Below are 26,062 nucleotides of genomic sequence, written 5' to 3' on the forward strand. Positions count from 1 at the left end.
ATCATTTCCAGCCGGGAACATCTTGACGAAGGAACTGTCAAAGTTGATGATTTCCTCATTACGGCAATGTTGCTCGGAGGACACCATGTCTGAGACCCGCGTCCACGGGGCCGATGCCAAAACGGCCCACCAGGACCTGCATAGCGAACAGGGAGCCCTGAGGGGCGAGCATCCCGGCCGCTCCCGGAATCCCGTGATCAAGGTCGCGGACCTGGCCTGGCTGGAGTTCGAGAAGCCTGACCTGGAGCGAGCCGAGGTCTTCGCCCGGGACTTCGGCTTCCAGATCGCAGCGCGCACCGACAGCGAGCTGTGGCTGCGCGGCACGTTCGCCGGCTCGCCGTGCATGGTGATCCGGCGCGGGCGTACGTCCCGCTTCATCGGCCCGGCGTTCCGTGCGGCGGAGCGTCCCGATCTGGACCGGCTGGCGCGGGCCACCGGTTCCGACGTGCGTGACGCGGACGTACCCGGTGGCGGAAAGACGGTCGACCTGCTCGATCCGTCCGGCTTCCCGGTGCGGGTGGTGCACTGCGGCGAGCAGCTGCCGGCGCTGCCCGAGCAGCTGCCGCTGCTGCTCAACTTCGGTACGGACCATCGTCGTACGAACACCACGCAGCGGCCGCCGCGCGAGCCGTCCCGGATCCAGCGGCTGGGCCACGTCGTCCTGGAGACCCGCGTGTTCGGCCGGGCCCTGGACTGGTACCTGGACACGCTGGGGATGATCGTGTCCGACTTTCTCTTCCTGGACGGGCAGCGCGACCGCGGCCCGACCATGGCGTTCATCCGCTGCGACCTCGGCAGCGTGCCGGCCGACCATCACACGCTGGCCATGCACCTGGGACCGGGGACCGGCTATGTCCACTCCGCCTACCAGGTCACCGACCTGGACTCGATCGCCGTAGGCGGCGAATACCTCAAGGAACGCGGATACCAGCGCAGCTGGGGCGTCGGTCGGCACATCCAGGGCAGCCAGCTCTTCGACTACTGGCGCGACCCCGACCGCTTCATGCTGGAGCACTTCGCCGACGGCGACCTGTTCTCCAGCGGCGTCGAGCCCGGGTGGGCACCCATGTCGACCAGCGGTCTTGCCCAGTGGGGTCCACCGGCCACGCGTGACTTCCTCGGCGCGAGTCCCTCCCCGCAGCGGGTCCGCGACGTCATCCAGGCCCTGCGCGGCGACAACGAGATGGACCCGGCGCGCCTGCTGGGCCTGCTCAAAGCCGCCAAGTCCTGAACACCGACCCCCTCACGAAGGTACTGACATGAGCACCAACGTCCTGCGCACCGCCGACGGATGGTGGGTCGTCCGCGGCCACCGGGCCATCCCTGTCGACACCAAGGCCACCACCACCGCCGAGCTGATCGCCGATCGTGACGCCGTACGAGAGGCGGCTCGCTCGACCGAGGCGGGCACGCCCGTCGCCGACCTGGCCGTCCTCTCGCCGGTCACCACCCCCTGCCGGGTGGTCGCCCAGATGGTCAACTACCGGAGTCACGCCCGTGATTCGGGCTTCACGGGCGACATCCCGCCCGCCTTCTTCCGCAAGGCGTCCGGGTCGGTCAGCGGACCCGGCGACCCCGTCGTACGGCCCTCGCACGTGAAGTTCCTCGACTACGAGGTCGAACTCGGGCTCGTCATGGGCGCCACCCTGCCCATCGGCACCACGGTCGACGAGCGGGACCTGCCGTCGTACGTCGCCGGGCTCGTCGTCACCAACGACATCAGCGCGCGCGACGTCCAGCTGACCAAGACGCAGTTCTACGAGAGCAAGTCCTACCCGACCTTCACACCGACCGGCCCGTACCTCGCCCTGCTGGAGGCGGAGGACTTCGTCCATCTCCTCGACCTCAGGCTGAAGCTGTCCGTCAACGGCGAGCTGCGCCAGGACCGCACCCTCGCCGACATGATCGTCCGCCCGGCGCAGGCCCTCACCCTGCTGGCCCGTTTCCAGACCCTCGACCCCGGCGACCTGCTCCTGACCGGCACGCCCGGCGGCACGGCCCTCAAGGCCCCGCCGAAGCCGGTCGAGAAGGTCGGCGCACTGCTGCCGCCCGCCTTGAAGTGGAAGGCTTTCTTCAAGTCCCAGGCGAAGAACCCGCACTACCTGCACGCGGGAGACGTGATCACGGCGACGATCGCGACCCCGGACGGCCGGATCGACCTCGGCGAGCAGCGAACCTCCGTCACGGACGCGAAGTAGGGACCTGAGGTGAGCCGCACCGAACAGCAGGTACCCGTGGTGATCATCGGCGCGGGACCGGTGGGCGTGACCGCCGCCCTCCTCCTCGCCCGGCGCGGGGTGCGCACCGTCGTCCTGGAACGCCACCGGGACGTCTACCCGCTCCCGCGCGCCGTCGCCACCGACGACGAGGTCCGCAGGATCCTCCAGGCCGCGGGCGTGGGGGAGGAGTTCGCAGAGATAGCCCGCCCCGCGAACGGACTGCGGCTGCTGGACGCCCGGCACCGGGTCATGGCCGAGTTCCGGCGCTCCGAGCACGGTCATCACGGCTACCCGCAGACCAGCATGTTCGACCAGCCCGAGCTGGAGCGACTGCTGCGCGACGCCCTCGCCCGGAACCCGCAATGCGAACTGCGCAGCGGCGTGGAGGTTACCGGCGTCGGCCCGGACACCGCCGGCCCCGTGCGCGTGACTTACCGCGACGACGACGGAGAGTACGAACTGTGGGCCGAGGCGGTCCTCGGCTGCGACGGGGCGAACAGCCTCACCCGCGACGCCATCGGCGCCACGTGGGAGGACCTGCGCTTCGAGGAACGATGGACCGTCGTCGACGTCCGCACGAACGCCGACGTCCGCTGCTGGGAAGGCGTCGACCAGGTCTGCGACCCACACCGCCCGGCGACCTTCATGCGCGTCGGCGAAGACCGCTACCGCTGGGAGTTCCGGCTGCAGGACGAGCGGCAACCGGTGCGGGAGCTGATCGCCCCATGGATGCCACCCTCCCACGACGGTGACTTCGAGATCGTCCGCGAGACCCAGTACACCTTCCGGGCGCGCATCGCCGACCGGTGGCGCAGCGGACGAGTCTTCCTCCTCGGCGACGCCGCCCACCTCACCCCGCCGTTCATCGGGCAGGGGCTGTGCGCGGGCCTGCGTGATGCCTACAACCTCACCTGGAAGCTGGCCCGCGTCCTGGGCCAGGGCGGCGACGAGCGGCTGCTTGACACGTACGAGAGCGAGCGCAAGCCGCACGCACGGCATGTGATCCGGCTCGCGGTCGCCATGGGCTGGGCCATGACCGGCGGCCAGGACGGCGCCGCCGGACTACGCCGCAGGATCCTGGCCGCTGCCTGCCGCATACCCGGCCTCACCGCGGCGGCGGGCCGGGACCTCAGCCCGTCCCTGACCGCCGGGCCCCTCGTCCGGCGCCGTATGCGCAGGGGCCTCGCGGGCACCCACTGCCCGCAACCATGGGTGGCACTCGACGGACGGCGCATCCGCCTCGACGAACTGCTCGGCGACTCCTTCACCGTCCTGACCGCCGCCGAACCCTGGCCCGCACTGAACGCCCTCGCCCACGCGCTCGGCGCCCGGACGATCCCTGTCACCGGCCTCGGTGACGACGGCACTCTCGCGGCCTGGCTGCGCGCCGGCAGGGTGGATGCCGTCCTGCTGCGCCCCGACCACGTCGTCATGGACGTCGTTCCGGCCGGGAGGCACGACTTCACCGACACCGCCGCCTGGGCGGCCCTCCTGCACACCACGCGCAGCACCCTCCCCCTCCAACAGACCGCCGAGAAGAGCCTGCTGAGGAGCGCCACACGATGACCAGGCCGGACCCCTTCACGACTCCTGACCCCAAGGCCGTCGTGAACAGCCGCATCATGGACTTCGCCCGCCACGCCGGGCTCGACGGCACCGACTACGCCACCCTGCACCACTGGTCGGTCACCGACCTGGAAGGCTTCTGGCGCGCGGTGTGGGAGTACTTCGACATCGAGTCCGACACCCCGTACGAGCAGGTGCTGGCCGAGGAGCGGATGCCGGGCGCCCGGTGGTTCCCCGGCGCCACCCTCAACTACACCCATCACGCCCTGCGCAACCTCACCGACGACGCCGTGGCGATCATCGCCCTCGACGAGACCGGCTCCAGTCACGAGGTGACCGGCGGCCGGCTGCGCGCCCAGGTCGCCTCCGTCGCCGCCACACTGCGCGATCTGGGCGTCGGCAAGGGGGACCGGGTCGTGGGCTACCTGCCCAACACCCCGCACGCCATCGTCGCCTTCCTCGCCGCCGCGAGCCTGGGCGCGGTGTGGTCGGTCTGCGGGCAGGACTACGCCCCCAAGGCCGCCGCCGACCGCTTCGCCCAGCTCGAACCCACCGTCCTGATCGCCGCCGACGGCTACCTCTTCAACGGCACGACCCACGACCGCCGCGAGGCCGCCGGTGAACTGGCCGCGCATCTCCCGACGTTGAAGGCGACGCTACTGGTGGACCACGTGGGCCTGCCGTGGCCTTCGCGAGCGTTCCCGTCGCTGGTGGTGCCGTGGGAGGACGCGTCCACCCGCGCCGAGGAACTCACGTGTACGCCGGTGCCGTTCGACCACCCGCTGTGGGTCGTGTTCTCCTCCGGCACCACCGGTCTGCCCAAGGGCATCGTCCACGGTCACGGCGGCGTCCTGCTGGAGCACCTGAAGACCCTCGGCCTGCACTCCGACCTCGGGCCCGGCGACCGTCTGCTCTGGTACACCACGACCCACTGGATGATGTGGAACCTGGTCGCCTCCACCCTGCTGACCGGCGCCACGACCTGTACGTACGACGGCAGCCCCGCACCCTTCGCCCGGCTCGACGTCCTGTGGGAGCTGGCCGCGCGCCACCGGGTGACCGTCTTCGGCACCAGCCCCCAGTACCTGCTGGGCATGGCCAAGTACGGCATCGACCCCTCGGCACACGACCTGTCGTCGATCCGCGTGGTCGGCTGCACCGGCTCCGCCCTGCCGGCCTCCGCCTACCCCTGGGTCCGCGACCACGTCGGCGACCACGTCCTGCTCGCGTCCACCAGCGGCGGCACGGACGTCGTCTCCGGCTTCGCGGGCAGCGCCCCCAACACACCGGTCTGGGCCGGGGAGCTGTCCGCACGTCATCTCGGGGTGGCCCTGGCCGCGTACGACGCCGAGGGCCTCCCGATCGTGGACCAGGTGGGCGAACTGGTCGTCACCCGCCCGATGCCGTCCATGCCGCTGTACTTCTGGAACGACCCCGACGGCACCCGCTACCGCGACGCCTACTTCTCCTCCCACCCCGGCGTCTGGCGGCACGGCGACTGGATCACCGTCACCGGACACGGCTCCGTGATCGTCCACGGCCGCTCCGACAGCACCCTGAACCGCAACGGCGTACGCCTGGGCAGCGCCGACATCCACGACGCCGTCGAACGCCTCCCCGAGATCACCGAGGCCCTCGTCATCGGCGCGGAAGAACCCGACGGCGGCTACTGGATGCCCCTGTTCGTCGTCCTCGCAGACGACGCGACCCTGGACGACCCGCTCCGCGAGAAGATCAAGGAGGCGATCCGGACCGGCGCCTCACCCCGCCACGTCCCCGACGAGATCCTCGAAGTCCCCGGCATCCCGCACACCCGCACCGGCAAGAAACTCGAAGTCCCCGTCAAGCGCCTCCTCCAGGGCGCCCCGGTCGAGCAGGTCGTCAACCCGGCAGCCGTGGACGCCCCCGACCTCATCGACCACTTCGCCCGCCTGGGCGCCGAACGCCGGAGGCGGCCGGCGTGACCACCGCACAGGTCACCCTCGCCGCCGTACTGTCCCTCGTCTTCCTCCCGCTGAGACTGGGGAAGATCGCCGCGGTGCCGTTCATGCGGCAGGCGGCAGCACACCTCGGCATGCCACCGGGCCTCTACCGCGTCGTCGGCACCCTGGAAGTGGCCGGAGCCGTCGGACTGGTAATCGGACTGGCTTCCGCCCTACTCGGGATGACCGCCGCGATCGGACTCGCGCTGCTCATGACCGCGGCAGCAGTGGTCCACCTGCGCCACGGCGATCCGCCCATGCGGGCCCTACCGGCCGCCGTCCTGGCCCTGGCGGCGGTGGCGTACGCCGGGGCGACGGTCGCAGCCGGCTGATGTCCTAAATGTGCGCCGTCGCGACGCATGAGACCTTGTCGCCCCCGACGGATCACGGACCGTCCTCCGTCTGCTCGGCCGGCTTTGAGCTCGTAACACGATCTTGCTGAAGAGTCCTGGTCAGCCCGGTACGTCGGCGGTAGCGAGGTCGAACTCGGTCCCGGCGACCTGCTGGTCTGGGACAGTGAACTGGCGCACGACTTCGAGGTCGTGGGGGACCACCGTGAGCTGTACCTGCTCCTGCCCCGCGAGCGGCTGCCCCAGGCGATTGCCGGAAGTGCCTCCCGCGCCGGCGGTGTCGTTTCCGTGCGGCCAGGGTCAGGGCTCGCCTCGATCGCTGCCGCTCAGCTGCAGGCCATCACGCGCGAGTTCGACCACCTGTCCGACGCGGATCTGGCCGTTGCCTCCCAGACCTTCTTCGACACCCTCGAAACGGCCCTCGTCCCCGCTCCGGAGCAGCCTGTTTCCAGCAGCGCCCGCGAGGCGCTGCTCATACGGACCCACCGGTACATCGAGGACCACCTGGATGATCCGGACCTTTGCGCTTCCTCCATCGCCGAGGCGTTCGACATCTCCGTTCGCACGCTGCATCTCGCTCATGCCGGTACGGGCGCAACAGTGGGTCGCTGGATCCGGGAGCGTCGCCTGAAGGCCTGCAACCGGGACCTCTCACGTGCGCATGGCGGCACGACGGTCACCGACGTTGCCTTCCGCTGGGGCTTCAGTAACACGGGCCACTTCAGCACAGCCTTCAAGCAGGCGTTCGGCGTGACACCCAGCAGCGTCTTGCTCCAGGGCCAGCACAGCCGGACCGGCACGGACAACGGCTGATTCCGAGGCACACCGCCCTGCCGAGTCGAGCCCAGTGGGTAGCAGGATCGCGAAAAGCCCTCTGAGGACGTCGTCCGTGGGCTGGCATGCAGCCCAGGCGGAGCAGGATGTGCCTGCGTCTGAGCTCGCGACGAGTCCGGACAGCAGCGGTTCACCGACCGGTGTCTCCCGGTCGCCGGCGACCAGGCGTCCACCTTGGTCGTCCGGGTGCAGGTGCGGCAGCCCGCCCGCCATCCACAGCCGCAGGTCACCCCACGTCAGAAGTGAGCCGCCGCTTCGCGCCGCGTCCTTGATGACGTCCCCGGGTGATGGCGGCCAGTTTGTGGATTGACTCGATCGGCAGACGGTCCGCTATGGCGCCGCACGACGCTTGTGGTGCCGTACGCCGTTGTGCGGCGGTTCAGGCGCCGAGGGCGGGGAGGACAACGGCGTCGATGTAATGGCTCACGAAGGCTCGGTCGGGCGACTTGTCCTCGATCAACTGACGGGCGATCAGGGCACCGAGCAGCATGTGCGGCACGTAGGTCAGGGTCGGCGAGGCCGCGCTGATCTCACCCCGCTCGACCGCCCGGGCGAGCACCTTGTCGAGTCCCGTCAGCTCCGGGTGGACGAGCAGTTCACGCAGCGCCTGGAACAGATCGGGATGGGTGTGCACGGCCTGGACGAGGCCGCGCATGAGCGAGGCGTTCCTCATCATCTGCCGGTCGTCCAGTTGCGCCACCATCGCCCGGAAGTCACCCCGCAGGGATCCGGCGTCGACACCGGCAAGGGTGGCGGGCTTTTGATGGCGTAGCGCCATGGCGACCAGCTCCGGCTTGCCCGTCCACTGGCGGTAAAGGGTGGCCTTGCTGCACTGGGCCCGGGCGGCCACGGCGTCCATGGTCAGGGCCTCGTAACCGGATTCCCGCAGCACATCGAGCACGGCCTCGTGCATCTCTGCCTCGCGCTCGGGCGATATCCGCCTACGCGGCCTCGCGCGGTCCGGCCGCGCGGACGCTGCTGACGTCTTGCGCTCGGCCTCCGTCAACATCAGCGACTCCCTCGAACGGAACCGTTCCGTGCGAGGAGAATCTATCCCGAGGAAGCATGAATACGAAACCGTTTCGGTAGTGAAAAGGGACACGGGTGAAGCCCGGCCCTGACGATCGATCCGGGCCACCTGGGAAACTGGACCACGAGCACACTGGAAGGGACAGGCATGGCACGCACGTCACCGGCCGCGGCGAAGCGTGGACGGCCCCGCGACCCGGGCGCGGATGAACGCATACTCCAGGCGGTCGTGGACGAACTCGCCGAGGTCGGCATCGCTGGTTTCCGTATCAACTCCGTCGCCGCGCGTGCCAAGGTCGCCAAACGAACCCTCTACTCGCGCTGGCCCGAGCGCGAAGATCTGATCCTGGCCGGCCTGGCCACCTTGTCCGTGCGGCTCGACCCGCCGTGCACGGGCAGCCTCGAAAAGGACATACGGCTTCTCTACGACGCCATGGCCGAGCATCTCGCCAGCCCCCGCTGGCTGATCGGAGCTCACTGCAGCTTCGAATTCCCCGACCACCCCGAGCTCTACGCGACGTTCCAGCGCGACTGCATCGACCAGCCGCTGGCCGTCATCGAGGACGTCCTCCGCGACGCCCAGGTGCGCGGCGAACTCCGCAGCGACATCGACCGCTCCGTGGCCGCGGAGACCTTCGCGGCGTCGATCGGCGGGTTCAGCACACACATCGCCCGCCTCCGCGGCATGAACACGCACGCAGTCCGTGACCGGTTCCTCGACCTGTTCCTTCATGGGCTGCGCGCAGTCGCAGACGCGGGATCAGGCTGACCGCTCCCCTCCGCGGGATGAGGGCGTGATCGCCCTTGGGCGTCGTGATCCGTGCGTGAGTCCGGTCTACTGTGCAGTTCCTTCCCGCACTCCTGCGTGCCCTCGGACTCCTGGCCCGCGCGGACGACCGCGGCGACTCGGTCGTGCAGATCGCACCACCCCTGATCGCCACCCGCGACGAACTCGACCACATCGTCGATCTGCTCGGGCAGGCCCTGACTGACGCGGACCGCCATTTCCTCCACGCCCGCTGACCATCGAGCCACCCGGCATCGATGACCGCGTGCAGCCCGGTGGACTTCAGATCGGACAGCAAGCGCGCCGCTCGGGCGGTCGCGCCGGCATCGGATGGAGTGCCACCGGGCAGCCTGGCCTCCTCGGCGGCAGCCGCCCCGGGGCGGTGGGGCCGTTTGCCTCGTCGAAGTCGGCGATCAGCTCGTCCCGGTTGTAGCGCTCGATCTGCCGCTGCGCGGAAACGCCACGCGTGTCGAACCACTCACGGATCGCTCGCAGGATGCCAGCGGTCAGAAGGACGGAGCCACCACTACTGGAGCCGTCGCCGGGCGGGTAGTCGGTGTCGTTGCCAGTCGTGACGCAAAGGGCATTCGGGAACGCCAAACTGCGCGATTCGGCTGCGTGGTGCCCCAGCTGCCCTTCGGACGTGCGTCAGAGGTCGCACGTAGCGCCCGTCATGCACATGATGCACATTGATCTTGTGTCCGTTTCGCGGCCCGCGCGCCGCTGACCTGCGGTTTTCTTCGACATGTTTTGTGTGGACCTGTTTTTGTGACGCACCACGTGGAGTGCGTCGCGATCCTGGAGCCCGCCGACAAGGGTCGCTGACCTGCTGTTTCTGCGAATGCCGCCACCGTGCATGGTGGCGGCATGTGCACGTTGCCGGTGTCCCGTCGACAGCGCCCTCGTGCGCGCCGTCGCGGTGTGACGCGGGTCACATGAGGTTCCTGTCAGGGATCGAGGTCCTGCCCCGCTCAAGTCGCTGAGAGCAAGCGAACAGACGGGAGCACCTCATGAAGCACCGCATCGTCGTCCTCGGCGCCGGGTACGCGGGGTCCTACGTGGCAGGGACCCTGGCGCGCCGGCTGGCACCGGCGGACACCGAGATCACCGTGGTCAACGCCGAACCGGACTTCGTCCAGCGGATGCGGCTGCACCAGCTCGCCGCCGGGCAGGAGATCGAGGCTCCCCGGCTCACCGATGTCTTCGCGGGCACGGCGGTGCGGCTGCGTGTCGGCCGCGTCACCGCCATCGACCCCGACCGCCGGGTCGTCGCAGTGGCCGACACCGACGGCGGTGGCGAACTCGGCTACGACACGTTGCTGTACGCGCTCGGCAGCCACGGGGCCGACCGCGGCGTCCCCGGGGCGGCCGAGCATGCCTTCGACATCGCCGCCCGGCCGTCGGCGCGGCGCCTGCGCGAGCGTCTGGACCGCCTGGAGGGGCGCGGCGAGAGCGGCCGTGTGGTGGTCGTCGGCGAAGGGCTGACGGGCATCGAGACCGCCACCGAGATTGCCGAATCCCGGCCCGGCCTGTCGGTGACACTGGTCGCCCGCGGCGAGCTGGGCGCCGCGCTCTCGGCGGGTGCGCGTGGCCACCTGCGCGAGGCGTGCGCCCGCCTGGCCGTCACCGTCGTGGAGCACACCAGTGTCGAAGCCGTCGAAGCCACACGGGTGTTGTGCGCCGACGGCACCGTCCTGGCGTCCGACGCGACCGTGTGGACGGCCGGATTCGTCGTCGGGCCACTCGCCGCCGCGAGCGGCCTGGAGGTCACCGACGACGGTCGCATCACGGTCGACCGCACCATGCGGTCGGTGTCGCACCCGGACGTCTACGCCGTCGGCGACAGCGCCTTCGTCGTCGGTGACAACGGCCGGCCGCTGCCGATGTCCTGCGCCTCGGCCGGCTACACGGGCCGGCAGGCCGCGGGAGCGGTCGTGGCGCGTCTGACCGGGCGTGAGATCCCGAACACCAAGCTGGAGTACGTGGGCAACCACATCAGCCTCGGGCGGCTGGACGGGATCATGCAGATGGTCGACGGGGAAGGGCGGGCCAAACCGAGGTTCCTGGGCGGCCGGAAAGTCGCGCGGATCAAGAACGGCATCATCAGGACGGCGCTGTGGGCGACCTCCCACCCGACGTTCGGCCTGCCCAAGCGCAAGCACCGCCTGGCGGCCCCGCAGAACACGCTCGCAGAGAAGGCGGTCGCGTAACTCTCCGGTCCGCGCCGCGGGGTCGGTCCCCGACCACCGCCGCGCGGCCGGCCGAACCGTCGCCGCTTCGGCCGGGCACATCATCCGTCCCCGCAACGTCCTGCCCGTACAGGCAAGATGGCCCGGTCAGAGTCGTCTTCCACCGCACCGCTTGGGGTGGTCCACATGGACAGCGCCACCACTGATCGATTCGACACCGACCGGTTCGAGGCCGGTCGGAGCCGGCTCGCTTCGCTGGCGTACCGACTGCTCGGATCCGCCACCGATGCCGAAGACGCCGTGCAGGACGCCTACTTGCACTGGCAGGCAGCGGACCGGCAGCGGATCAGGGTGCCGGAGGCGTGGCTGACCAAGGTCGTCACCAACCTGTGCCTCGACCGGCTCCGCTCGGCACAGGCCCGCCGTGAACGCGCCGTCGGCGCCTGGCTGCCCGAACCGCTCCTCGACAGCGACCCGATGCTCGGCCCGGCCGACACCTTCGAGCAGCGCGAATCCGTCTCCCTGGCCGTCCTGATGCTCATGGAGCGGCTGTCACCCGTCGAACGGGCCGTCTACGTCCTGCGCGAGGCGTTCGCCCACACCCACGCCGAGATCGCCGAGATCCTCGACATCACCGAGACCGCGAGCCAGCAGCACCTCCACCGGGCCCGGCGCCGCGTCACGGCCACACGCCGCGCCGGCGCGGAAGCCGACCCGGCATCCGCCCGCAGGATCATCGAGGAATTCCTCGCTGCCGCCTCCTCCGGGCGCACCGAACAGCTCGTGGCGCTGCTCACCGACGACGCGACAGCGATCTCCGACGGCGTCGGCGGTCGCGCCGAGACGCTGCTGCGGTACGACTCGCCGCCGCGCATCGCCGCCGTCGTGCGGGCAGGCCTCAAGCCCACCCCCGCGAAGCGGCGACTCGCCGGCGGCCCGCTCGCCCTCCACTACGCGCTCGTCAACGGCGCCCCCGCCGTCCTCTTCGTGCTCGGCGACCGCGTCACCGGCGCGGTGACGTTCGACCTCGCCGACGGCAAGATCGCCACCGTGCGCGGCATCTCCGCCCCCACCCGCCTCGCCCGCCTCACCGAAGCCTGGCGACAGCACACACCGGACACACCGCTGATCGACCGTTGGTGACCCGGCGCCGGCCGCGGCCCGGCCACGTGCCCGCCCGGTACACGTCTGCATATGCCCAGGCCCCCCGCCCAGGCATATCGTGGACAAGGGGAACCGGTTCCGCTTCGGCTGAGAGGAGTGGTCGCCATGGCGGGACGTAACCGGGGCGAGGTGGAGGCGGAGATCAAGGAGACGCTGGGGCTCGTGCCTCATTTCTTCTCCGCGATCCCCGACGACCTCCTGGACTACGAGTGGGAGATCTTCAAGAAGCTCGAACTCGGCGAGACGCTGATCCCGAACAAGTACAAGGAGCTCATCGGGATCGCGCTGCACTCGGAGACGAAGTGCCGTTACTGCACGCTGTTCCACACCGAGGCCGCGAAGCTGTTCGGGGCCACGGACGAGGAGATCCAGGAAGCCGTCCACTACGCCAAGAACAGCCTCGGCTGGAGCGCGTACCTCAACGGGATGCGCGAGGACTACGACGACTTCGAGAAGGAACTCGGCCAGATCAAGGAATACCTGTCGTCGAAGGGCTGATCATGCGCCTGGAGTGGGCCCGGCCCGGAGTCCTGCGGGCGACCGCCCACGCCTTCGAGTTCGCGGCCCTCGTGGCCGCCGCCCGTTACGTGGTCGAGTCCGCTCCGCCCGACATCCCCGAGGAGTCGCTGGAGCAGCTCAGAGCAGTGCTGAGCGGTTACGACGACCAGGCACGCCGCCTTCACGAGGCACCCGCCGCATCGGAGGAGAAGCCCGACCCCTGACCGTCTCGACCGCCCTGAACCCGCCCGACCCGGCGCCCGCTCAACCCGCCGGGCCACTGTCGCGTCCATCCCCACGGGGCGTCGCAGGGACTCGACGAGGGGCAGGCAGCAGTCATGGAGATCTCCGGCATCTTCACCGCGATCGTGATCGGCATCGTCATCGGCATCCTGGGACGTCTGGTGATCCCGGGCCGTCAGCGCATCGGTGTCCTGTGGACGATCCTCGTCGGCATCGCCGCCGCACTGGTCGGCACCGCCGTCGCCGGTGCGATCGACGTCGCCGATACCCGGGGCGTCGATTGGATCGAGCTCGCCATACAGGTGGGCCTCGCCGCCGTCGGCGTCACCGCCGTGGAGCGGCTCAAGGGACGACGCTGATCGTCAAGAGACGCGTCAAGCATCAAGCATCGAGAGACGCGTCAAGACATCGCTTGGGCCATCAAGGCATCGCCTGGGCCATCAAGACATGGCCTGGGCGATCAAGATGACCAAGACAATCAAGGTGCATCGAGACGCATCAAGGTCATCAAGGCGTCCGCGGTGTCGCCGTCGACCCGCGCGGGGACAGCGACGGGCGGGACACCGGCTCCGTACCGAGCGCGCGCCCCTCGATCACCTCGAAGAGCGCCCTCGCCACATCCGCCCCGAACCTGTGCACGTCATGACTCATCGCCGACAGTGACGGGCGGGTCAGCCGGCACAGCTGGGAGTCGTCCCAGGCCAGCAACGACAGCTCGTCCGGGACCGGGATGCCCAGCTCGGCGGCCACCCCGAGCCCGGCCACGGCCATGATGTCGTTGTCGTACACGATCGCCGTCGGCCGCTCCGGCCGCAGCAGCAGCGCCCGCGTCGCGCGGGCGCCCTCCTCACCGGAGTAGTCGGTCGCGACCTGGGGCCCCGCGTCGAGACCGAGCGAGCCCAGCGCGCTGCCGAAGGCCTGTGCGCGCAGCACGCTGTGACCGAGCCGCTCCGGTCCGCCGACCCGGGCGATCCGGCGGTGCCCGAGCGCCGCGAGGTACCGCACCGCCTCGTCCATCGCGGCCACGTCGTCCCGCCACACCGAGGGCAGCCCGCCGGCCAGGTCCGGGTGGGCGACCGCGACGGCCGGGACGCCGAGCGCCGCGACCGGCGCGACCCGCGGATCGTCCCGGTCCAGGTCGACGAGGACCGTGCCGCCGACCTGCCGCTCGCGCCACCAGGCCTCCTGCAGCCCGATCTCCTCCTCCCGGCTCCCGACGAGCCGCAGCAGCAGCGAGCAGGAACGCTCCGCCAGCACGCTCTGCAGACCGGACACGAACTCCATGTAGAACGGCTCCAGGCCGAGCAGCCGCGCCGGACGGCACAGCGCCAGACCGACCGTGTCCGTGCGGCGCCGCGACAGGCTGCGCGCCGACGCGTCCGGCGCCCAGCCGAGCTCGCGCGCCACCCCGAAGATCCGCTCCCGCGTCGGCTCGGACAGCCCCGGCTTGTGGTTGAACGCGATCGACACCGCGCCCTTCGACACCCCTGCCGCCGCCGCGACGTCCCTGATGGTGACCCGCCGGCCGTCGCCTCTCACGCTCATACCGGCTCCACGCAGAAGAGGGCGGCCCGGATCGCGTTGGCCCCGCAGCCCGGCGCGCCGTGCACCCGGATCCTCGTCGTCTCGCCGGGCAGCAGGGTGACCAGACCCCGATCGGTGTGGGCGTCCGGGGCGAGGCGGTCGGGCTGGAGCAGCAGATCTCGTACGAGCGTATGGGCGGTGACCACGACGTCGACCGTGTCCCGCGACCCACCGACGCTCTCGACCGCGATGTCGAAACGCGGCTCCGGATAGGCGAACGCGCGGTCGCGCGCCTCGAAGTGGAGCGCGCGCAGCCCGTCGGCGTCCGCGACCAGATACTCCTTCGCCGAGCCCGCCGCGGGAACGGCACGCGCCGGCACCGCAAGCCGCAGCACCTCGCGCGCGGGCGCGGTGACCTCCAGCGGCACGCGCGCGGTCTCCGTGCCGTCCGCCCGCATGCGGCGCAGCGTCACCGTGCAACTCCACGCCTGCGAGGACTGGTTGTCGAGGACGAGCACCGGCCCGTCCGGGCCGGGCTGGAGGGTGAGCAGCCGATCCGCGTAGAGGCGGCGCAGCTCGTGGTAGAGCGGCTTGAGGCGGCCGTCGCCGTCGATCGCGGACCAGGAACTGACCGGCCAGCAGTCGTTGATCTGCCAGACGATCGTGCCGGCGCAGCGCGGCCGGTGGGAGCGCCAGTGCTCGATGCCGGTCGCGACGGCGCGCGCCTGGACGACCTGCGTGAGGTAGTGCCAGCGGTCGAAGTCGCCCTCGGGCATCGCGAAATGGCGGGCCAGACCGCGCTGGAGCTTGCCGTTGCCGTCCTCCGCCTTCTGGTGGTGCAGCATGCCGGGGGAGTCGGGGGCCAGCTCCTCACCGGGAAGCGCCCGGCGCAGCGTGGCGAGCGCGGGCGGCGCCTGCCAGCCGAACTCGGCCACGAACCGCGGCACATCGGCCCGGTACTCGGTGTAGTCCACCCGGTTCCACACGTCCCACGAGTGGTGCGTGCCGTGATCCGGATGGTTGGGGTGGTGGTCCCAGGAACCGGACCACGGACTGCCCGCCATGTAGGGCCGCGTCGGGTCGAGCTCGGCGACGACCCGCGGCAGCAGCCCCAGGTAGTACCCCTCGCCCCACGAGTCCCCGGCAAGCTCCTCCTCCCAGCCCCAGTCCCGGAAGCCCCACAGGTTCTCGTTGTTGCCGTTCCACACCACGAGGCTCGGATGCGGCATCAGCCGCGCCACGTTCTCCCGCGCCTCCGCCTCGACCTCCCCGCGCAGCGGCTGCTCCTCCGGATAGGTGGAACAGGCGAAGAGGAAGTCCTGCCACACCATCAGACCCAGCTCGTCACAGGCGTCGTAGAACGCCTCGTCCTCATAGATGCCACCGCCCCACACCCGCACCAGATCGGCGTTCGCCTCCGCCGTCTGCCGCAGTCGCGTCCGGTAGCGCTCGGGCGTCACCCGGGACGGCAGCACGTCGTCGGGGATCCAGTTCACACCTCGTACGAAGACGCGGACTCCGTTCACCACGAACGTGAAGCCGGTGCCGTGCTCGTCCGGCGACCGGTCGATCTCGATGCTCCTGAACCCGACCCGGCGCTCCCAGCCGTCCAGCACCGACCCGCCGTCGAGCAGCGCCACATCGACGTCGTACAGCGGCTGTTCGCCGTATCCGCGCGGCCACCACAACCGCGCGTCCGGCACCTCCAGGACCAGGGTCGTGCCGTCGCCCTCGACCTCGCCCTCCACGGTGACGCCCGCGACGCCGGCCCGCACGGTCAGCGCACGGTCCGCGCCCCGCGCCGTGCGTTCCACGTCGATCCGCAGGTCGACGCGGCCCGTGCCGTCCGCGCCGACCGTCACCAGCGGCCGGACCCGGGCGAGCCGCGCCGTCGACCAGCGCTCCAGCCGGACCGGACGCCACATGCCCGCCGTGACCACGGTCGGACCCCAGTCCCAGCCGAAACTGCACGCCATCTTCCGGATGTACTGGGAGGGCGCCGGATACACGTTCGGCCGGTCGCCCGTCACGCGCCGCACCGCCTCCGCCTCGTCGTACGCGGAGGCGAACTCCACGTCCAGCGGCCCGCTCAGGCCCGTGACGTCGAAGCGGTACGAGCGGTGCATGTTCCGGGTGCGGCCCACCTCCCGCCCGCCGAGCGTGATCCGGGCCGCCGTGTCGAGGCCGTCGAACACCAGATCCGTGCGCTCGTGCCGCTCGTCCGCCGCGGTCTCCTCGGCGGTCACGTCCCGTGTGTACGTCCAGGCGCGGCGCCCCACCCAGTCGACGTCGAGCTCGGCCGAGCCGATGAACGGGTCCGGGATCAGGCCCGCCGCCAGCAGATCGGTGTGCACACATCCCGGCACCTGCGCGGGCAGCGGCCTCCCGTCGTGGTCCAGGCTCCACCCCGAGTCGAGCGGAACGGTGTGCTTCAAAGGCTGCGGGGGCTGCGGGGGCTGCGCGGGCTGCATGGTGCGACTCCCAACTGACGGGCCAGGACCGGGCCATGACCGGTTCACCACCGGTTCACGGACGCTGCGCGCCAACCTAGCCCGCCGCTTCTTAACCGGTCTAGTACGCGTGAGCGGCCGCTCGGTTACGTTGGTCGCCGGGCCTCGCCCCCGGCCGCGACCCGGTCGAGGGACGGCGCCCCGCGACAGGAAGGGGAAGTGTCCGTTGTCCACCGGCAGTCACCACAGCTACTACGAGCCCATCGACGCGTTCCGCTACAAGCCCACCGCGCACGCGGGCGGCGCCTGGGACCCCGACGAGCAGCACTTCAGCCCGCTCGGCGGCCTCGTCGTCCACGCGATCGACCGGCATCTGGCCGCCCGCCCGGAGACCGCCGGGCTCACCGTGGCCCGGATCAGCTTCGACATCCTCGGCAGGCTCGCCCTCGACGAGTGCGAGATCCGGGTGGAGACCGTCCGGCCCGGCCGCACCATCGAACTCCTCGAAGCCGTCGTCCTGATCGCCGGACGCGCCGTGGTGCGCGCCCGCGCCTGGCTGCTCGCCGCTGCCGACACCACGGCCGTCGCCGGCGGCGGACCCGACCGGCTCACCCCGCCCGACGCGCTCGCCCCCTGGCCGATGGCGGACCACTGGCCCGGCGGCTACATCGCCTCGATCGACGTACGCCCCCTCACGCCGCCACGTCCCGGTCGCACCACCGCCTGGATCTCGACGCCGCTCGACCTCGTGGCCGGCGAACCGAGCAGCGCGCTCGCGTCCTTCGTCGCCCTCGTCGACACCGCCAACGGCATTGCCGTGCGCGAGTCGCCGAACGAGTGGATGTTCCCCAACGTCGATCTGACCCTGCACCTGCACAGGCAGCCGCGCGGCCCCTGGACCGGCCTCGACACGACGGTGACCTTCGGCCCGGCCGGGCACGGCGTCACCAGCACGGTGCTGCACGACACCGACGGGCCCGTCGGGACGGCGCAGCAGATCCTCACGGTCAGGCCCCAGCCACAGCGCTGACCTGCACGCTTCGGGGGCTCACGCTTCAGGGATGCGGAAGCCCTGGAACCTCGCCCGGGCGCCGCACCTCGAAGCCGAGCCGCCCGTGCAGCGCGACCGCCGCCGTGTCGGACGCGGCCACATGCCGGAACGGGCGCTCGCCCCGCGCCTCGATCCGGGCGCTCAGGGCGCGGACACCGGGTGGACCCGGCCGACATCCCGGCCGACGCCGTCACCTCCTCCGGCTCCGGCCTCGACCCCGCCGTCTCCCCGGCCTACGCCGACCTCCACACAGATGGCCGCACCCAAGGCTTCGTCGGTGAACCCAACGTCAACGTCCTCGAACTCAACGACGCCCTGCAACAGTTGACGCGCAACAGTTGATCGGCGACCGCCGCCCCCCGGGGACACCGCGCGGGCCGCAGCATGGGGTGGACCGGACCACCCGCCGGTCCGCCCCGCAGCCCCGCCCACCGTCCACGAACCGGACACCCCGCCCGTATGCGTGTCGCCTACAGCTACTGTTCCGGCGGGAGGCACGCACCATGAGCGAGAACCTGGACGACACGAGCACGCGCACCTGCCCCGAAGGCGGCGGTGGCGGCCGGATCGTGGCCGCACTCGACGGCGTCGGCCTGCGCCGCATCACCACCGGCCAGACCATCCTCGACGGCATCGACTGGACCGTCCGGGCCGGCGAACACTGGGCCCTGCTCGGCCCCAACGGCGCCGGAAAGACCAGCATCCTGCGCCTCGTCGGAGCCACCCACCACCCCACCACCGGCACCGTCGAGGTCCTCGGCCACCGCCTCGGCCGCGTCGACGTCCGCGAACTGCGCGCCCACATCGGCCACGTCTCCACCTCCCAGCGCGTCCCCCTCGACCTCCCCGGCCACACCGTCGTCCTGACCGGCCACACCGGCACCGTCCAACCGCTCTGGAAGGCCTACGACACCGAGGTCCGCGACCGCGCCGACGCGCTGCTCGCCGAACTCGACATCAAGGAGCTCGCCGACCGCCCCTACGGAGTCTGCTCCGGAGGCCAGCGCGCCCGTGTCCTCATCGCCCGCGCTCTCATGGCCGACCCCGCGCTGCTGCTGCTCGACGAGCCGTTCAACGCGCTCGACCTGCCCTCCCGCGAGGACCTCATCGACACCATGCGCCGGCTCGCCGCGGGCCGCCCGCACCTGGCCACCGTCACGGTCACCCACCACCTGGAGGAGCTCTCCCCGGCCATCGGCCACGCCCTCCTGCTGCGCGACGGACGCGTCCTCGCCCGCGGCCCCGTGGAGGACGTCCTCACCCCCGACCGGATGACCGCCTGCTTCGGCCGCCCCATCGAGGTCACCCGCCACGCCGGCCGCTGGCTCGCCCGCTCCACGGGTCAGCCGTAACCGGCGCGGTGGACCCAGCACCACCCCGGCCCGCCACGTACGCCCCGTGTGCTGGCCGCCCGCCGTCCCTAGCGTCGTAGGACGAGGCGCAGAGCGCGCCGGACAAGGGGAACGGCGATCATGCGACACCACGGACGGACACCCCGGCACACGGCCCACGCGGAGGCGCTGCGCCTGGTCCGGGTCACCAAGACCTACGGCACGGACGAGGGCGGCGCCGACCGCGTCACCGCCCTCGACGACATCACGCTCAGCCTGCCCGCGGGCACGTTCACCGCCGTGATGGGCCCCTCCGGCTCCGGCAAGTCCACGCTGCTGCACTGCGCGGCCGGACTCGACCGGCCCGACAGCGGCGTCGTCGCCGTCGACGGCGAGGAGATGAGCGGCGGCCCCGGCCCCGCCCGCGGCGAGGCCGCCCTGACCCGCTTCCGCCGCACCCGCGTCGGCTTCGTGTTCCAGCAGTACAACCTGCTGCCCACCCTCACCGTCGCCCAGAACACGATCCTGCCGCTCAAGCTCGCGGGCCGCCGCGTCGACCGGGAACGCGTCGAGCGCGTCCTCACCGACGTCGGCCTCGGCGACCGGCTCGGACACCGCCCCGACCAGCTCTCCGGCGGCCAGCGCCAGCGCGTCGCCATCGCCCGCGCGCTGGTCACCGAACCGTCCGTGATCTTCGCCGACGAACCGACCGGAGCACTCGACACCCGCAGCGCCCGCGATGTCCTGCGACTCCTCCAGGAGGCCGTCCGACTGCACGGCAGGACCGTCGTCATGGTCACCCACGACCCGGTCGCCGCCTCCTACGCGGACACCGTCCAGTTCCTCGCCGACGGCCGGCTCGCCGGACAACTCACCGCCCCGACCGTCGACGCCGTTGCCGAACGCCTCGCCCACCTCGGCGACACCACCCCGAACACCCCGATGGGAGTGTGAACCGTGTTCACCATGCTCGGCCTCGCCCTGCGCTCCGTACGCCAGCGCCCCGGCCGCTTCGTCGCCACACTCCTGTCCGCGTTCCTCGGCGCCACCATCGTCATGACGTTCAACTCGATGCACGACACCGCCGGCGCGGACGGCGTCGACAAGATCAGTTCCGACACCCTCACCACCGCCGCGAGCGTCGTCGGCGGCTACGGCACCCTGCTCGTCTTCTTCGCCATCGCCTCCACGTTGACCGTCAACGTGCGTCAACGGGCCGAGGAGATCCAGCTGTTGCGCCACACCGGCGCGACCCCCGCCCAGATCAAGCGCATGGTCGTCGGCGAAGCCGTCACCGTCGCACTCGTCGCCACCGTCCTCGCCGTCGGCCCGGCTGCACTCGGCGGCTCGCTGCTGCTCGACGTGTTCAAGGACAGTGGCCAGGTCGCCGACTCCGTCCATCACACCTTCGGCCCGATCGCCCTCATGTCCGGCGTCACGGTCACCCTGCTCGCCTCGGCGGGCGCGGCGTTCCTCGCCGTCCGACGCGCCACGAAGGCCGCCGCCGGCCAGGCCAGGCGGCCCGGCCGCGCCCGGAAGACCGCCTCCTGGGCGGCGCTCGCCCTCGGCGCCCTCGCGGTCACGAGCACCTTCGCGATGAACGCCAACGACGCCGCCCTCATGGCGGCCCCCGCCTACGGAGCCATCCTGCTCTCCGTCGGCTTCGCCCTCGTCTCCACCGACCTCCTGCGCGCCGTCCTGCACCGCGCCGAGCCCCTCGTCACCGCCCTTACCGGCGCGAGCGGCTACCTGACCGTACGGAACCTGCGACAGCGCGCCGCACAACTCTCCGGCGTCCTCATGCCGTTGATCCTCTTCACCGGCATGGCCACCGCGACCCTGTACATGCAGGCCGTCGAGAACGACGCGATCAAGTCCTCCGGGCTCACCCGATCAATAGAGGACAAGAACCTCGAAACGCTCAACCTCACCGTGGTCGGCATCATCGTCGTCTTCGCCTGCGTCATGCTGATCAACTCCCTCTACGCGGCGACGGCCTACCGCGTCCGCGAGTTCGGCCAGCAGCGCCTCGCCGGAGCCACACCCGCGCAGGTCCTCGGCGGCGTCGCCGCGGAGGGCGTCGTCCTGACCGTCACCGGCGTGTTCTTCGGCACACTCGCCGCACTCGCGGGGCTCCTCCCGTTCACCGCCGTCCGCACCGACGGGCTGCTCCCGCACCAGGGCCTCGGCATCTGGATCGCGGTGGTGGCCATGGCCGCCACGGCCACCCTGGTCACCAGCCTGGCCACTGCCCGGCGCGGGCTGAAGGTCCCGGCGGTGCAGGCCGTGACCCTCGCCGCGTGACATGCCCGTCCGTGTCGCTGTTGGGCTGAACGGGTGACATGGCGTAAGAATTGACCGGTGCAGACAGTAGTACGAGCCCGGACGGGGTGGGGGCATTGAACAGCCACGACGTCACTGACGAACAGTGGGAAGGGCTCGCTCAGGTCGTACCGCTGCGCAGCCGCAACGAATGGCCGTCCGCGGTCGACCACCGGGCGATGCCCGAGTACGAGACCGAGCCGCGCCGCCGCTTCGTCGTCCTGCGCGTCAACGTCTTCGGTGACGCCCGCGAGGTCGCCGAGACCGTGATGTCCGGCATCCCCGTCCTGCTCGACCTGACCGGCGCCGAGGGCGAAGTCGCCAAGCGCGTCCTGGACTTCAGCAGCGGCGTGGTCCTCGGCCTCGGCTGCGGCATGCACCGCGTCGACCGCAACGTGTTCCTGCTCGCCCCGCCCGGCACCGAGGTCCAGGGTCTCGTGGCCGGGGCGGGCGCGCTCGGCTGACCCCGAGGCCCGAAGCCGTGGCGAGCGGGGCCGTATCGAGCGGGGGCGCCGCCAGGCAAGCCCGGGCGGCATAGTCCCCCGATCGTAGGAAGGTCATCGAGGGAAATCGGTTCTGCCGGGCGCGGACGCCTACGTTCATCGACATGACCGTGCTTCAGCCGGGCGCGCCCGCGTTACCAGGCCCGACCCCGGACCGCCCGTACGTGACCGAGCTGCGGCTCTCGGCCTTCGCTCGACACCGCGGCACCACCGTCCCCCTCAGCCCCTTCACCGTACTGACCGGCCCGAGCGGCAGCGGGAAGACCAGTGTTCTGCGGGCCCTTGACGCGCTCGCCCGGCTCGGCGGGGGAGCGCACCTCACCGAGGTCTTCCCCGACCCCGCCGCCTGCGTCCCCGAGCAGGCCAGACCCGACGCCCAGGACCGCCGCGGATTCCGTATCGGCTGCACCGTCCTGGGACCGGTCGGACCCGTCCGGCTCGACCTGGCCGTCCAGGCCGAACCCGAACTCCGCATCGTCGGCGAGCGCCTGACCGGCCCCGGCGTCACCTACCTGGAGACCGCCCTGCGCGACCCGGGCCGGCGCGACGTCCAGGCCGCCTGGCACACCGCCGGATCCGTCACCGTCACCCGCGGCCCGCTCCCCGACGACCTCCTCGGCACCGCGCTGCTCCCGCTGCGTGTCGCCGGCCGCACCCAGGGCCAGCGCCAGGTGCTGGCCGCCGCGGAACAGGCGGTCGTCGGCCTGCGCTCCCTGTTCGCCTGCGACCCCGAGCCCGCCCGGATGCGCGCCCCCGTCCCGGTCGGCGACGGCATGCTGCTCGCCGGCTGCGACAACCTCGCCGCGGTGCTGCGGCGCACCCGCTCCGAATGCTCCCACCGGCACGGATTGTTGGTCGCCGCGGCCCGCGCCGGACTCGCGGGTCCCGTGCGGGAGGTCCTCGCCGAGACCGGCACCGACGGCCTGGTCCGCGCCGTCGTCGGCCGGGAATCCGGCCCGGGCACGCCCGTCGAACGCCTCGCCGACGGTGAACTGCGCTACCTGGCCCTGGCATTGGTGCTGCTCACCGGACCGGGAGTGCTGGACGTCGACACCGTCGCGGAGGTGCCGGACGCCTACCAGACCCTGACCGTGCTCGCCGACGGCCTCGACCGCGGGCTCGACCCGGCCCAGAGCCGTGAACTGGCCGCGCTCGCCGCCCGGATGTGCGCCCGCGGTCACATCCGCCTGGTCGCCGCGGTGGCGGAGGGATCCGCCGTCGTCGCCGAGGCGCGGACGCACGGGGCGACGGTGGTAGACCTGAGGCCGTGACAGACGGAGCGCCGGAAATCGGGGACGGGTCAGGACTCATGCGCGGGAACGGGATCGGGAACGGCGGCGACGGAGGCCCGGGGGGAAGCGGAGACGAGGGCGCCGTCGGTGCGGAGGCCGGCGGCGTCGAGGGGCGGCGGGCGAAGGCGCCCGACCTCGCGTCGCTGCAGGCCCGGCTCGCCGCCTTCGCCGCTGCCCGCGATTGGGGCCCCTTCCACACCCCCAAGAACCTGGCATCGGCGCTGAGCGTCGAGGCCGCCGAACTCATGGAGATCTTCCAGTGGTTGACCCCTGAGCAGTCGGCCCGGGTCATGGACGACCCGGACTCGGCGCACCGTGTGCGCGACGAGGTGGCCGACGTGCTCGCGTATCTGCTGCAACTGTGCGAGGTCCTCGGGGTCGACGCCCTCGCCGCGCTGGACGCGAAGATCGACCGCAACGAGTCGCGATTCCCCGCGCCGGGCCGGCAATCCGCCGCTCATGACCCCGATCGTCACTCTTCGGAGTCATGAAGTTGTCCACATTCGATTCTGTGTCCACAGATTTCGGGCTTCCTCTGGCTTTTCGTCTCGCGGACCCTCACTCTGGGTAGTGGACAAGGGAGTTCGGGCAGGACGGACGGGGACGCGGATGGAAGCGGTGCGGCTCATCGGGGTCGGCCGACGGGCCCTGGCGCAGAGCCAGGACGCGCCGGACATCATGAGGGAGGCGTGGCAGGCGCAGGCGCTGGCCCAGGCGGTCGGCAGCAGGCTGGCGATGCTCGGGCCCGCGGAATTACGGGGCGACGCGCTGAGCCTGAGCGAGGCCGGAGCGCGGGGCAGCGGGGGCTCCGCGGGGCCGGTGGTCGGAGCGGGCGGCATACGGGCGGCGCAGCTGACCGAACTGGGTGACGCGCGAGGGGCGTTGCTGGAGCTCGGCGCGTTGCTCGGCGACGTGGGGATCGCGCTCGTCGGCGTGGCGAGCGAGTCTTTCGAGGAGGGGGCCTATTGGCAGTGCATGGAAGCGATCGACGCGGCGGACGAGTCCCGGGACCGGGTCCTGGAGATCCTGCGGCGCCTGCCGGACCGGGACGACGCCAGACTGACCGACCGCGGCCGGAATCTGGGTCGCGGGCCCGCGCCGGGATCGGACTCGGCGGCCTGACCGGTCGGGTCCGGCAGGGAGGGGCCGGGCAGGTCCGGCACGGCGGAGCAGGTCTGGTGGGGCAGGTCCGGCACGGCGGAGCAGGTCTGGTGGGGCAGGTCCGGCACGGCGGAGCAGGTCCAGCGGGGCAGGTCCGGCGGGGCAGAGATGACCGGCGGCCCGACCCGGCAGGGCCGACCGCCGGACCGGAGCGTCAGCCTTCCCCGGCGACGGGGTGCGGCACACCGCCCGCGGTCTGCTGGAGGTCGGCGTCGAGCTGCGACAGATCGGCGTTGAGCGCCGCCATCAACTCCTCCATCTGCTGCAGCAGCCCCTTGGGCGCGCCCTGTTGCTGCGGTACGGACACGACTTCCTCGGACATGACGGCCTCCTCGGCCCTCGCCCTCCCACCTGGGGAAAGGCGGACGACACACAAGACGCCCGGCAGACGACGCCGGCGCGGATGCCGGGCGGTCCGGCACCGCCCCGGCCAACGATCACCCGGCGGTCCCGGTCACTGAACGGGGCCCGCGCCAGCGCCGGGTTGACGGATTTTCACCCGACCGTGGGGGTCGGGCACCGGAGTGACCAGCAAGGTTGACGCACGTTCGAGCGTGCAGGATGGAGGCATGGATCTTCGCATCTTCACCGAGCCCCAGCAGGGGGCGACCTATGACACGTTGCTGACCGTCGCGAAGGCGACCGAGGACCTCGCCTTCGATGCCTTCTTCCGCTCCGATCACTACCTGCGCATGGGCTCGTCCGACGGGCTGCCCGGGCCCACCGACGCCTGGATCACCCTCGCCGGCCTCGCCCGGGAGACCCGGCGCATCCGCCTCGGCACCCTGATGACGGCAGGCACCTTCCGGCTGCCCGGCATCCTCGCCATCCAGGTGGCCCAGGTCGACCAGATGTCGGGCGGCCGGGTCGAACTGGGCCTGGGCGCCGGGTGGTTCGAGGAGGAGCACAAGGCGTACGGGATCCCGTTCCCCAAGGAGAAGTTCGACCGACTGGAGGAGCAACTGGCCATCGTCACGGGGTTGTGGGGCACCGAGGCCGGCGCCACGTTCACCCACCAAGGCACCTACTACCAGCTCGTCGACTCCCCGGCGCTGCCCAAGCCGGCGCAGGCCAAGGTACCGGTGCTGATCGGTGGGCACGGGGCGAAGCGGACGCCCCGGCTGGCGGCGCGGTACGCGGACGAGTTCAACATCCCGTTCGCCTCGATCGAGGACAGCGAGCGGCAGTTCGGCCGGGTGCGCGCAGCGGCCGAGCAGGCCGGCCGCCGCGGCGACGACCTCGTGTACTCCAACGCGCTGGTGGTCTGCGTCGGCCGGAACGAGGCGGAGATCAAGCAGCGGGCGGCGGCCATCGGCCGGGACGTCGACGACCTGCGGGCGAACGGGCTGGCGGGGTCGCCGGCCGAGGTGGTCGACAAGATCGGCCGCTACGGGGCGATCGGGTCGAGCCGGATCTACCTCCAGGTCCTGGACCTGGACGACCTGGACCACCTGGAACTGATCTCCGCGCAGGTCCAGTCGCAGTTGTGAGCACCCCTGACGGAACGGGGTGGTGATCGCGCTCCTGGCCGGGCGAGGATCTTCTGGTACTCGCCGATGGAGGGGCA

Annotated in this window: 28 protein-coding genes and 2 pseudogenes; 24 read left to right on the top strand and 6 right to left on the bottom strand. The window is 71.4% G+C overall.

The window, feature by feature from the left end:
* Positions 1-85 precede the first annotated feature (85 nt).
* The 7 genes and pseudogenes from ACZ4E1_RS07885 to ACZ4E1_RS07915 all read left to right on the top strand — a co-directional run bounded on the left by ACZ4E1_RS07885 (position 86) and on the right by ACZ4E1_RS07915 (position 6,930).
* A complete protein-coding gene (locus ACZ4E1_RS07885) occupies positions 86-1,231 on the top strand; it encodes a VOC family protein (RefSeq protein ID WP_362012365.1) in 1,146 nt (381 codons plus the stop codon).
* A gap of 28 nt (positions 1,232-1,259) precedes the next feature.
* On the top strand, positions 1,260-2,198 hold the full coding sequence (locus ACZ4E1_RS07890) for a fumarylacetoacetate hydrolase family protein (protein WP_467536918.1): 939 nt from the start codon (positions 1,260-1,262) through the stop codon (positions 2,196-2,198).
* Positions 2,199-2,207: 9 nt separating this feature from the next.
* The gene (mhpA, locus tag ACZ4E1_RS07895) at positions 2,208-3,785 is read left to right on the top strand and encodes a bifunctional 3-(3-hydroxy-phenyl)propionate/3-hydroxycinnamic acid hydroxylase MhpA (protein ID WP_467536920.1); all 1,578 of its coding nucleotides are present in this window, start codon (positions 2,208-2,210) and stop codon (positions 3,783-3,785) included.
* Entirely contained in the window at positions 3,782-5,749 is a 1,968-nt protein-coding gene (locus ACZ4E1_RS07900) for an acetoacetate--CoA ligase (protein ID WP_467536922.1), read from the top strand. The genes mhpA and ACZ4E1_RS07900 overlap by 4 nt, the downstream gene beginning before the upstream one ends.
* Positions 5,746-6,099 (top strand): DoxX family protein, encoded by a 354-nt coding sequence (locus ACZ4E1_RS07905; RefSeq protein WP_467536923.1) that lies wholly within the window; start codon positions 5,746-5,748, stop codon positions 6,097-6,099. The genes ACZ4E1_RS07900 and ACZ4E1_RS07905 overlap by 4 nt, the downstream gene beginning before the upstream one ends.
* Before the next feature lie 144 nt (positions 6,100-6,243).
* Positions 6,244-6,528 (top strand): annotated as a pseudogene (locus tag ACZ4E1_RS07910) (helix-turn-helix domain-containing protein); the annotation flags it as partial.
* 123 nt (positions 6,529-6,651) lie between these two features.
* Complete coding sequence (locus ACZ4E1_RS07915) at positions 6,652-6,930, top strand: helix-turn-helix transcriptional regulator (protein ID WP_467537586.1); 279 nt, start codon at positions 6,652-6,654, stop codon at positions 6,928-6,930.
* A 400-nt stretch (positions 6,931-7,330) separates the two neighbouring features.
* On the opposite strand, the gene ACZ4E1_RS07920 is transcribed toward ACZ4E1_RS07915, so the two are convergent.
* Entirely contained in the window at positions 7,331-7,864 is a 534-nt protein-coding gene (locus ACZ4E1_RS07920) for a TetR/AcrR family transcriptional regulator (protein ID WP_467537587.1), read from the bottom strand.
* A gap of 264 nt (positions 7,865-8,128) precedes the next feature.
* Here ACZ4E1_RS07920 and ACZ4E1_RS07925 point away from each other — a divergent pair, with 264 nt between their 5' ends.
* Entirely contained in the window at positions 8,129-8,749 is a 621-nt protein-coding gene (locus ACZ4E1_RS07925) for a TetR/AcrR family transcriptional regulator (protein WP_116157415.1), read from the top strand.
* Between the two features lie 71 nt (positions 8,750-8,820).
* Positions 8,821-9,003 carry a hypothetical protein gene (locus ACZ4E1_RS07930; RefSeq protein ID WP_467536924.1) on the top strand — a complete coding sequence of 61 codons (183 nt, stop codon included), beginning with the start codon at positions 8,821-8,823 and terminating at the stop codon, positions 9,001-9,003.
* A 46-nt stretch (positions 9,004-9,049) separates the two neighbouring features.
* On the opposite strand, the gene ACZ4E1_RS07935 is transcribed toward ACZ4E1_RS07930, so the two are convergent.
* Positions 9,050-9,367, bottom strand: a complete 318-nt coding sequence (locus tag ACZ4E1_RS07935; RefSeq protein WP_246532363.1) for a hypothetical protein — start codon at positions 9,365-9,367, stop codon at positions 9,050-9,052.
* 410 nt (positions 9,368-9,777) lie between these two features.
* On the opposite strand from ACZ4E1_RS07935, the gene ACZ4E1_RS07940 reads away from it, so the two are divergent.
* The 5 genes from ACZ4E1_RS07940 (at position 9,778) to ACZ4E1_RS07960 (ending at position 13,220) form a co-directional block, all read left to right on the top strand.
* Positions 9,778-10,977, top strand: coding sequence for an NAD(P)/FAD-dependent oxidoreductase (locus ACZ4E1_RS07940; protein ID WP_467536926.1), 1,200 nt, complete (start codon positions 9,778-9,780; stop codon positions 10,975-10,977).
* A gap of 165 nt (positions 10,978-11,142) precedes the next feature.
* Complete coding sequence (locus tag ACZ4E1_RS07945) at positions 11,143-12,099, top strand: sigma-70 family RNA polymerase sigma factor (protein WP_467536927.1); 957 nt, start codon at positions 11,143-11,145, stop codon at positions 12,097-12,099.
* A 126-nt stretch (positions 12,100-12,225) separates the two neighbouring features.
* Complete coding sequence (locus ACZ4E1_RS07950; protein WP_188336385.1) at positions 12,226-12,618, top strand: carboxymuconolactone decarboxylase family protein; 393 nt, start codon at positions 12,226-12,228, stop codon at positions 12,616-12,618.
* A 2-nt stretch (positions 12,619-12,620) separates the two neighbouring features.
* On the top strand, positions 12,621-12,842 hold the full coding sequence (locus ACZ4E1_RS07955) for a hypothetical protein (protein WP_467536928.1): 222 nt from the start codon (positions 12,621-12,623) through the stop codon (positions 12,840-12,842).
* Between the two features lie 114 nt (positions 12,843-12,956).
* Complete coding sequence (locus ACZ4E1_RS07960; protein ID WP_467536930.1) at positions 12,957-13,220, top strand: GlsB/YeaQ/YmgE family stress response membrane protein; 264 nt, start codon at positions 12,957-12,959, stop codon at positions 13,218-13,220.
* A 148-nt stretch (positions 13,221-13,368) separates the two neighbouring features.
* Here ACZ4E1_RS07960 and ACZ4E1_RS07965 read toward each other — a convergent pair whose 3' ends face one another.
* Complete coding sequence (locus ACZ4E1_RS07965) at positions 13,369-14,406, bottom strand: LacI family DNA-binding transcriptional regulator (protein WP_467536931.1); 1,038 nt, start codon at positions 14,404-14,406, stop codon at positions 13,369-13,371.
* Positions 14,403-16,820, bottom strand: a complete 2,418-nt coding sequence (locus ACZ4E1_RS07970) for a glycoside hydrolase family 2 protein (protein WP_467537588.1) — start codon at positions 16,818-16,820, stop codon at positions 14,403-14,405. Before ACZ4E1_RS07970 ends, ACZ4E1_RS07965 begins: the two co-directional genes overlap by 4 nt.
* Before the next feature lie 241 nt (positions 16,821-17,061).
* On the opposite strand from ACZ4E1_RS07970, the gene ACZ4E1_RS07975 reads away from it, so the two are divergent.
* On the top strand, positions 17,062-17,865 hold the full coding sequence (locus ACZ4E1_RS07975) for a thioesterase family protein (RefSeq protein ID WP_467536933.1): 804 nt from the start codon (positions 17,062-17,064) through the stop codon (positions 17,863-17,865).
* A 25-nt stretch (positions 17,866-17,890) separates the two neighbouring features.
* Here ACZ4E1_RS07975 and ACZ4E1_RS07980 read toward each other — a convergent pair whose 3' ends face one another.
* Entirely contained in the window at positions 17,891-17,986 is a 96-nt protein-coding gene (locus ACZ4E1_RS07980; protein WP_467536934.1) for a hypothetical protein, read from the bottom strand.
* A gap of 14 nt (positions 17,987-18,000) precedes the next feature.
* On the opposite strand from ACZ4E1_RS07980, the pseudogene ACZ4E1_RS07985 reads away from it, so the two are divergent.
* The 8 genes and pseudogenes from ACZ4E1_RS07985 to ACZ4E1_RS08020 form a co-directional block, all read left to right on the top strand.
* A pseudogene (locus tag ACZ4E1_RS07985) lies at positions 18,001-18,228 on the top strand (potassium-transporting ATPase subunit C); the annotation flags it as partial.
* 161 nt (positions 18,229-18,389) lie between these two features.
* Complete coding sequence (locus ACZ4E1_RS07990; protein WP_467536935.1) at positions 18,390-19,238, top strand: ABC transporter ATP-binding protein; 849 nt, start codon at positions 18,390-18,392, stop codon at positions 19,236-19,238.
* A 120-nt stretch (positions 19,239-19,358) separates the two neighbouring features.
* A complete protein-coding gene (locus tag ACZ4E1_RS07995) occupies positions 19,359-20,171 on the top strand; it encodes an ABC transporter ATP-binding protein (protein WP_467536937.1) in 813 nt (270 codons plus the stop codon).
* 12 nt (positions 20,172-20,183) lie between these two features.
* On the top strand, positions 20,184-21,521 hold the full coding sequence (locus tag ACZ4E1_RS08000) for an FtsX-like permease family protein (protein WP_467537589.1): 1,338 nt from the start codon (positions 20,184-20,186) through the stop codon (positions 21,519-21,521).
* 95 nt (positions 21,522-21,616) lie between these two features.
* Positions 21,617-22,003 (top strand): cell division protein SepF, encoded by a 387-nt coding sequence (locus tag ACZ4E1_RS08005; protein ID WP_467536939.1) that lies wholly within the window; start codon positions 21,617-21,619, stop codon positions 22,001-22,003.
* Positions 22,004-22,146: 143 nt separating this feature from the next.
* Positions 22,147-23,313, top strand: a complete 1,167-nt coding sequence (locus ACZ4E1_RS08010) for an AAA family ATPase (protein ID WP_467536941.1) — start codon at positions 22,147-22,149, stop codon at positions 23,311-23,313.
* Between the two features lie 38 nt (positions 23,314-23,351).
* Complete coding sequence (locus ACZ4E1_RS08015) at positions 23,352-23,825, top strand: nucleotide pyrophosphohydrolase (protein ID WP_467536943.1); 474 nt, start codon at positions 23,352-23,354, stop codon at positions 23,823-23,825.
* Between the two features lie 118 nt (positions 23,826-23,943).
* Positions 23,944-24,456 (top strand): DUF6099 family protein, encoded by a 513-nt coding sequence (locus tag ACZ4E1_RS08020; RefSeq protein ID WP_467537591.1) that lies wholly within the window; start codon positions 23,944-23,946, stop codon positions 24,454-24,456.
* A gap of 193 nt (positions 24,457-24,649) precedes the next feature.
* Here ACZ4E1_RS08020 and ACZ4E1_RS08025 read toward each other — a convergent pair whose 3' ends face one another.
* Positions 24,650-24,817: a hypothetical protein gene (locus tag ACZ4E1_RS08025; RefSeq protein WP_399129779.1), complete on the bottom strand. Its 168-nt coding sequence runs from the start codon at positions 24,815-24,817 to the stop codon at positions 24,650-24,652.
* A gap of 247 nt (positions 24,818-25,064) precedes the next feature.
* On the opposite strand from ACZ4E1_RS08025, the gene ACZ4E1_RS08030 reads away from it, so the two are divergent.
* On the top strand, positions 25,065-25,985 hold the full coding sequence (locus tag ACZ4E1_RS08030; RefSeq protein WP_467536945.1) for an LLM class F420-dependent oxidoreductase: 921 nt from the start codon (positions 25,065-25,067) through the stop codon (positions 25,983-25,985).
* Positions 25,986-26,062: the final 77 nt, after the last annotated feature.

It is taken from the genome of Streptomyces sp. NPDC025806, from assembly GCF_055558275.1.